This is a genomic window from Thermostichus sp. OS-CIW-33 (assembly GCF_054059615.1).
This window is the reverse complement of the sequence record NZ_JBSSCH010000019.1, coordinates 37,294-43,490: the sequence shown is the minus strand read 5'-3', so window position 1 is coordinate 43,490 and position 6,197 is coordinate 37,294. Positions and strand designations below refer to the sequence as shown.

The following is a 6,197-nucleotide window of genomic DNA, read 5'->3' as shown; positions in this document are numbered from 1 at the left end:
ATCGTATTCTTGGCCTATGCGTGATGACAACGATATTCACATGGCCGGCACTGCGTTTTTAAAGGGCGTCGGCTATGGTCGGCGCTATCCTTCCCCGCCCTGAAGGACGGGGCTTGCCGCGCCTTTTGGTCAAGTTTCTGAAGCCTACACCAGCAAGACCTATAGTTGGAGTGCCGAGAAGGCTCAGAGGGCATTCGTATGCACCGAGACCTGAATGGCGCATGGGGGATTTTCCTGCATGCTTAGGTAGAACTGCCCTGTTCCGGCAATCTGCATTGGTGAAAGATGCTAGCTTTTTTAGCATCCAGTAGCCCAAAAAGTGCGGACTATGGTCAAGCGTGTGCGGTTGGATCCCATTGCCCAAGTGTCTGAAATCGCCACCAACAGCAATTTGCTCTCGGTGCTGCTGCAAGAAGAGCTGAATGTGTTGAAAGAGTGCGGTGGGCGCGGCCTCTGCGCCACCTGTCATGTGTACGTTAAGGAGGGGATGGAGTCTTTATCCCCGATGAGCAAGCGGGAGCAGCGCACCCTGGAGGTGATCACCACCTGCAAGCCTAACTCTCGCTTGGCCTGCCAAGCGCGGGTGCTGGGGGAAGGGGTGGTGGTGGAATTGCCTGCCGGGATGTACATCCATGCTTTTCAGGATATCGAGGCGTTGATCGGTCGGCGAGCGGAGCAGCCACTTTTGCACCCTGTAACCGGCGCGGTTTTGGTGCAGGAGGGCAAGCTGATCACCCGCTCGGTGCTGGAATCGGTGAGAGGGCTGGATCTGGATATCCAAGAAGCACTGGCTCGGAGCAGCCAGGAGTTTTGAGATTTTGATCCCATCTTTTGAGCCAGTTTGGGCCCCTTTTTGAGGCCACTTGGCCACCCCGTATATAAACAAAGCATTCTCAGGTGAGTATTCCTATGCCCCCTGTGTTTCTTGGGATCGATCTGGGCACTTCTGGGATGCGGGTGGTGGCCCTCTCAGAGCAGGGGGAGGTGGTGGCCAAAAGCGAGCGCCAGTGGGATCCCCCAGAGACCAATCCGGGCCGCTGGTTGCGAACCCTGAAAGCCCTTTTGGGACAACTGACCGCGCAACTGGGGGAGCAGTATTCCATTGCAGCTCTGAGTGCTTGCAGCACTTCCGGCACCATTCTGCCGGTGGATGGTCGAGGCATGCCGTTGGAACAGGCGTGGCTGTATTCTGACCCACGGGGCCAGGCTCAGGCCAAGCAATTAGGGATCCCTGCCAGTTGGGGTCTCAGCCGTTGGCTGTGGTGGGCGGAAGCCTATCCTGATCAGTATCGAGACAGCTACTTGGCCCATCCGGCGGACTTTTTGCTGAGCCAACTGGGGGGGCGCAGGCAGGTGACCGATCACACCCATGCCCTCAAGAGCGGTTTCGACCTGGAGGCCTACACCTGGCCTCAGGAGTGGTTGGCGCGGCAGGGCCTAAACCCCAAGCATTTCCCCGAGGTGGTACCGCCGGGAACGGTTTTAGGAACGGTGCGAGCAGACTGGGGGTTGGGGCCGGAAGTGCTGATCGCGGCAGGGATCACCGATGGCTGTGCCGGGCAACTGGCGGCAGGGGCTATTCGCTTGGGGCAGGTTTCCACCAGCTTGGGCACAACCCTTATTTTTAAGGCCAACAGTCCGGATCCCATACAAACCCCAAGCATCTATTCCCATTTGCACCCGGACAGTGCTCCGCACCGCTGTCGCGAACGAATGGTTTGGTGGCCGGGGGCCGCCTCTTTTTGTGGAGGCGGAGTTTTGCCTCATTACTTCCCCGACGGCAACCTGCAAATGCTGGATCAGCAAGCTCAGGCTTATCTGCCCACCGGGCTGGTCAGCTATCCCCTTTGTCAGCCGGGAGAGCGTTTTCCCATTGTCGATCCCCAGTTTGCCGGGTTCTTGCCGGAGGCAGAAGAGGGATCCCCCCGTTTTTACGCTGCTTTGTTGGAGGGGGTAGCGATGGTGGAGCGGCTGGGGCTGGAAACGTTGGCCGCTCAAGGGATCCCAGTGCCAGAGCAGAGCCCGATTTTCACCACCGGTGGAGGCAGCAAAAGCCCTCTCTGGTTGCGCCTACGCGCCAGCATCCTTGCTCGTCCCTTGGCTGTGGTGAAACACCCGGAGCCGGCTGTGGGGGCAGCCATCTTGGCCGCTTCTGCCTATTGGTGCTGCTCTGTCCAACAGGCTGCCGATCGATTGGTACAGGTAGAACGCTATGTTCAACCGGATCCAGAGTGGGTGAAGTCTTACGCAGAGATCTACTCGGTCTTTCACAGCCGCCTGAGCAACCTGCTTTGACATGTTCCCTGCTCTACTGGCTTGCTTCCCCGTAGCGGTAGGGTGAGGATTCTTGTTACTGGTTCCACAACAGCCCTTGCCGCAAAGGATCCCGTCCCGCTTTCGCCAGTAGGTTTCCCCTCTAAAACAGCGATGATGGTTTCCCAGTTGTTCAGGCTACAGACTTATGACTATGTAAGTATTAAGCGGTCACGGGATACAGCTGCCTACCTACGTTTTTTGAGCTTCGTGAATGCTCAGCCGTGGAAACGAGATTCTTTTTAAACGGAAATGAAATATTTTCGTTGCATTGCTTCCTAACTTTCCTTCTCTCCTGAGAGAGAAGCTAGGGGTGAGGGTCGGCAGCGAGGTGTCTCAATCTTGTTTGAAGCGACTGTAAAAGCATTCTGACATCGAAAAGCAGGGATCCCCGCTTGGGGATCCCCGATTGGTATGGCCGGAGCCGCAAGCCAAGCTAGGGCTGCCGCTGGAAGCTCTTGACTTCTAAAACCGGCCCTACCTGAGCCACCGTCACCATGTCTTCTCTGATCTGTCCCTGGATGGTGACCTCTAGTCCCTCTTGCAAGAGCTCTTTGGGGGCACGGAAAAGGGCATAGTGCTCGCCGGAAGGCAGCGTCAGCACCCACACTCCCCCTTCGATATCCAGGAACTGGATGGTACCGCTGTACTCTTGCATCACTGCCTCAGCGCCAGCCCAGTTGCCGTGGATTGAGATTCCGTAGCCGCTTGCGCTCCCAAGTAGGCCAGGCCCAGGCAGAGCAAGCCATTGAAGAGCAAGAAGGAGCGACCCAACCAAGCAGAGGATCCAAGCCATAGCACCCCCTCATAGAACAGGGATCCGGACAAGAGCAGATGCGAGGCCATGCCGATGCACAAGCCAATCACCGCCCAGCGCCAGCGCCGATGGCCCAGGAGCAGCAACATCAACAGGCCTGGGATCAACACGCTGGCAAATAGGGGGTTCAAGGCATTGGTCTGGGCAAAGGCGGTGCCCAACTCCGGCAGGGAGCTACCCGCCAATTGGAAGGGCCAACGGGGGCCACCGACAATCGCCAACCCCTGCAAGGGGAAAAGACCGGCACTGCCCAAAAGCATCCCAGCCAGCAAAGGCACCGTCTGCAGCAACCGCTTGGGAGCCAGCCACCAGCGGATCAGCACCAGGATGATGTATCCGCCCACCACCATCAGCAGCTTCGGCACCAGAGCAATCGGGCCGCCATCGAACCAGAAGCGTGGGTTGAGGTAGCCATTGTTGTTCAGGTACTGCAGGAAGTCCTTCAACCAGAGCACCAAGGGGTTTTCCTCCTGTTGCCCTGTGGCCCTGGCCAGCGCCTTGGCTGCATCCAAACGACCAGCCCCGTAGAAGTTCTGTTTGTCGCCGGGCACTGGGGTAGCCGACATTTTCAGCACTTCCTCCACCTTGTCCGGGTCTTTGATGCCCTGAGCCTGGATCAGAGCTGCCACACCGGCTACGTGGGGAGTGGCCATGCTGGTGCCTTGGAAGTAGGCAAAGACCGGCTCGTTGGGGTTACGACGATTGATGGTTTGCTGCAGAATGCCGTACTCGGGGTGATCAGGCGTTTTGGCTCCGCCGGGAGCAGAGATGTCCACCCCCACCCCATAGTTGGAGTAGGGGGCTTTCTCCCCGTTGGGCCCCGTGGCCGAGACAGCGATCACATGCGGGTAACGGGCCGGGTAGCTCACCTGGTTGGAGTTTTCGTTGCCGGCGGCTGCGATCACCGTCACCCCCTTGCTGTGGGCATAGGCCACCGCCTCCTCCATCAGTTGGGCAGAAGCGCGGCTACCCAGGCTGAGGTTGATGATCGTAGCCCCGTGGTCGGCAGCATAGCGGATCCCTTCCACCACATCCGACAGGGATCCAAAGCCATTGGCATCCAACACCCGCACCGGCATGATCTTGGCCTTGAAGGCGATGCCGGCTACACCCAAGAAATTGTTGGTGGACTGGGCAATGGTTCCCGCCACATGGGTGCCGTGGCCGTTGAGGTCTTCCGGCTCCTCATCGTCGTCCACAAAGTCATAGCCCTTCACAAATTGGGTTTGGGCCAGGTCGGGAACTCGGGTTACTCCCGTGTCCACCACGGCTACCGTCACCCCTTCCCCTTGGGAGATGTCCCAGGCTTCCGGCATGCGGATGGCCCTGAGGTTCCATTGCTGGGGATAGAGGCGGTCGTTGGGCACGAAAGCCGCCTGGAATTGATAGTTGGGGTGAGCATACTCGATCAAGGCTTCGTCGGTGAGCCGCTTAACCAGCCGCCGCGTGGATCCCAGGTGGTTGGCATCCACGTCAAACAGGTAGATCGCTTCTTGGCGGGCAAAAGCGCTGTCGCTGCTGGGGCGGAGCGTCAAGTGATACTCTTTAGCGATAGCAGCAATCTGACTGGGGGTGGCCGTGTTTACAAAATTGACCACGATGCTGTCGTAGGGGGCGGATCCCTTGCCGCAAGCCGTCAACAGCAAGGCCATCAAGCCGGCGCAGCAAAGACCCAACCAGCGTCTGAATTTCATAATTCACGCCCTCGGGATCCAAAATTGTTGCAACCAGTATGCCCTCTGGATTGACAATTGACGAGATGAGATCCGGCATGGGGGCAAAATTGCCAAAAGGTGCAACCTTCGCCGCGCAAGAAGGGATCCCAGCCCTGCCGAGAAAGTGCTATGACAAGATGAGCGTAAACTGCCGCTTGGAGGGGGGAATCAGGATCGATGGATAGAGTCTTGCAGCTCATGATCCAGGGTTGGTACTACTCCATCCCCCTGTTGACGTTCTCGGTCTTCTCAGTGGCCTGTTGCATTGAGCGGGTGCTGTTTTGGTGGAAGATCACCCATCGGCAGGAGGAGGTGGTGCGGCAGGCCCTGAGTCAGTACCGGCGCAACCCGCGCGCTGCCCAGTATTTGCTGGAGCAAAATGCCGATTTGCCGATTGCCCGCATCTTTTTGGCCGGGTTGGAGCTGAACGAGGCCAGCCCGGAAGATTTTAAGCTGGCTCTGGAAACGGCCCTGGCGGCAGAAGTGCCTCTGCTGAAGCGCTTCAACACTGTCTTCGACACCGTAATCACCGTTGCCCCCTTCTTGGGCTTGTTGGGCACCGTCACCGGCATCATCCAGATCCTCAGCTCCATTCAACTGGGGGATATCGGCGGCACCGATACCCAGGGGGTAGGTCAGGGGATCGCCGAAGCCCTGTACTCGACGGCCTTTGGACTGATTGTGGCTATTCCCACCCTGTTGATTTCCAACGTCTTCCGCTCTTTGTACCTGCGGCAACTCTCTAAGATCCAAGAGTACGGCGGCATGCTGGAGCTGCTGCATCGGCAGCGGCAAGAGATGCAGGCCCAACAGCTTTCCCAGTATTCCTACACCCAATCTAGCCCCAGTGGCAGCTCCACCCTTCCCCCCTACTCCTCGCTTGAGCCCTCCTAACCTATGCGCATCCCCGAAGAGAACTTCCGAGCTGGCGAGATCAACATCGTGCCCCTGATCGATGTCATCTTCTCGATCCTGGTGTTTTTCGTGATTGCCAGCCTGGTGCTCACCCGCTCCGAGGCTCTGGATGTCAACCTGCCGGACGCCACTACAGCCGAAGTTCGTCTGCAGCCGGATGTAACGGTGAGCCTGACGGCGGAAGGACAGATTGCTGTCAATCAGGAGAAGATTGCCGATATCTCTGCTCTGATCCCAGCAGTGGAACGCATCCTGGCCGAGAAGCCGGCTGAAGGGCGGCGCTTGGTGGTGATCAACGCCGATTTGGCCCTCTCCCACGGCAAGGTGGTGGAGGTGATGGATACTCTGCAGCGGGTGCCCAATGTCAGCCTGGCAATTGCCGCCCGCCGCCCCAGCAGTAATCGGTAGCCAGCTTAGGATTTGGGCCAGTTTTGTCA

The 6,197-nt window shown here is 58.3% G+C and carries 6 protein-coding genes; 4 read left to right on the top strand and 2 right to left on the bottom strand.

What is annotated here, in order from left to right; translation table 11 throughout:
- Positions 1 to 328 precede the first annotated feature (328 nt).
- Positions 329 to 814, top strand: coding sequence for a 2Fe-2S iron-sulfur cluster-binding protein (locus ACVWZG_RS11775; RefSeq protein ID WP_011432453.1), 486 nt, complete (start codon positions 329 to 331; stop codon positions 812 to 814).
- A gap of 95 nt (positions 815 to 909) precedes the next feature.
- A complete protein-coding gene (locus ACVWZG_RS11770; RefSeq protein WP_414332211.1) occupies positions 910 to 2,295 on the top strand; it encodes an FGGY-family carbohydrate kinase in 1,386 nt (461 codons plus the stop codon).
- Positions 2,296 to 2,749: 454 nt separating this feature from the next.
- Here the strand turns inward: ACVWZG_RS11770 and ACVWZG_RS11765 are convergent, their stop codons facing one another.
- Both ACVWZG_RS11765 and ACVWZG_RS11760 read right to left on the bottom strand, forming a co-directional pair.
- A complete protein-coding gene (locus tag ACVWZG_RS11765; RefSeq protein ID WP_414342539.1) occupies positions 2,750 to 2,971 on the bottom strand; it encodes a hypothetical protein in 222 nt (73 codons plus the stop codon).
- Entirely contained in the window at positions 2,971 to 4,824 is a 1,854-nt protein-coding gene (locus ACVWZG_RS11760; RefSeq protein ID WP_457407188.1) for a S8 family serine peptidase, read from the bottom strand. The genes ACVWZG_RS11765 and ACVWZG_RS11760 overlap by 1 nt, the downstream gene beginning before the upstream one ends.
- 198 nt (positions 4,825 to 5,022) lie before the next feature.
- On the opposite strand from ACVWZG_RS11760, the gene ACVWZG_RS11755 reads away from it, so the two are divergent.
- Positions 5,023 to 5,739 (top strand): MotA/TolQ/ExbB proton channel family protein, encoded by a 717-nt coding sequence (locus tag ACVWZG_RS11755; RefSeq protein WP_457407186.1) that lies wholly within the window; start codon positions 5,023 to 5,025, stop codon positions 5,737 to 5,739.
- Positions 5,740 to 5,742: 3 nt separating this feature from the next.
- Positions 5,743 to 6,168 (top strand): ExbD/TolR family protein, encoded by a 426-nt coding sequence (locus tag ACVWZG_RS11750; protein WP_011432458.1) that lies wholly within the window; start codon positions 5,743 to 5,745, stop codon positions 6,166 to 6,168.
- Positions 6,169 to 6,197: the final 29 nt, after the last annotated feature.

Coding starts and splice junctions, on each gene's coding strand:
- ACVWZG_RS11775 (WP_011432453.1), top strand. CDS start 329: ATGGTCAAGCGTGTGCGGTTGGATCCCATTGCCCAAGTGTCTGAAATC.
- ACVWZG_RS11770 (WP_414332211.1), top strand. CDS start 910: ATGCCCCCTGTGTTTCTTGGGATCGATCTGGGCACTTCTGGGATGCGG.
- ACVWZG_RS11765 (WP_414342539.1), bottom strand. CDS start 2,971: ATGCAAGAGTACAGCGGTACCATCCAGTTCCTGGATATCGAAGGGGGA.
- ACVWZG_RS11760 (WP_457407188.1), bottom strand. CDS start 4,824: ATGAAATTCAGACGCTGGTTGGGTCTTTGCTGCGCCGGCTTGATGGCC.
- ACVWZG_RS11755 (WP_457407186.1), top strand. CDS start 5,023: ATGGATAGAGTCTTGCAGCTCATGATCCAGGGTTGGTACTACTCCATC.
- ACVWZG_RS11750 (WP_011432458.1), top strand. CDS start 5,743: ATGCGCATCCCCGAAGAGAACTTCCGAGCTGGCGAGATCAACATCGTG.